The organism is Microbacterium sp. UBA1097, from assembly GCF_002313585.1.
Lineage (GTDB): Bacteria > Actinomycetota > Actinomycetes > Actinomycetales > Microbacteriaceae > Microbacterium.
In genome coordinates, this window is the sequence record NZ_DCBW01000019.1 from 120,020 (window position 1) to 120,984 (window position 965).

Here is a 965-nt window from a genome sequence, read left to right on the forward strand (position 1 = left end):
GTGGATCCAGCGCATCAACGCCGCGAGCCGCCAGAACGGTCTCACCTACAACCGCTTCATCCAGGGCCTGAACCTGGCAGGTGTGCAGGTCGACCGCCGGATGCTTGCCGAGCTCGCGGTCAACGAGCCGAAGGTCTTCGCTTCGCTCGTCGACACCGCCAAGAAGGCGCTTCCCAGCGACGTCAACGCACCCAAGTCGGCCTGATCGGTCGTTCTTGCCCGAAGGGCGCTTCCCGAAAGGGAGGCGCCCTTCGTTGTCGTGTCGGCATCCGTCGCCTGCTCTCACGTGTGCGGCACTGTCGTGCGACTGCGGCACAGAGAATCGCCGCACTTGCACGGATGTGCCGCACACGCGGTGCCTCGGACCGTAACCTTCGCGGAATATAAGCTCGTCGCGCCCGTGATCGCGCCGGAATCGCTGTCGCCGTACCTCTAAACTGGGCCCGTGCTGGAGAACCCGCGATCGCCGCGCGTGCGCGCGGTCGCGAAGTTGTCCAAGCGCAGCGCACGCCAGGAGACCGGGCTGTTCCTGCTTGAGGGACCGCAGGCAGTTCGCGAGGCGCTGACCTACCGGTCCGACGCGCTCGTGGAGCTTTACGCGACACCTGGCGCACTGGATCGGCACGGCGACATTCGGGATGCTGCGCGTGCCGCGGGACTGGACCTGGAGCTGGCAAGCGAAGCTGTCCTGGACGCGATGGCAGACACGGTGACTCCGCAGGGAATCGTGGCGGTCGCACGCCAGACCCCGTCCAGCGTCGCTGACGTGTTCGCAGCCCGGCCGCGGTTGGTCGCGATCTGCGAGCAGGTGCGTGACCCGGGGAACCTCGGGACGATCATCCGCGCGGCCGATGCGGCGGGCGCCGATGCCGTGATCCTCACCGGCAAGTCGGTCGACCCGTACAACCCGAAAGTCGTCCGTTCCACGACCGGCTCGCTCTTCCATCTCCCGATCGCCGTGGGGG

At 67.4% G+C, this 965-nt stretch carries 2 protein-coding genes; both read left to right on the forward strand.

What is annotated here, in order from left to right; genetic code table 11:
* A partial coding sequence (gene rplT / locus B4F19_RS06020; RefSeq protein ID WP_292733363.1) for a 50S ribosomal protein L20 occupies nucleotides 1-205 on the forward strand: 205 nt, incomplete at its 5' end.
* 240 nt (nucleotides 206-445) lie between these two features.
* Nucleotides 446-965 (forward strand): TrmH family RNA methyltransferase (locus tag B4F19_RS06025; protein WP_292733367.1); only part of this gene is annotated, 520 nt, incomplete at its 3' end.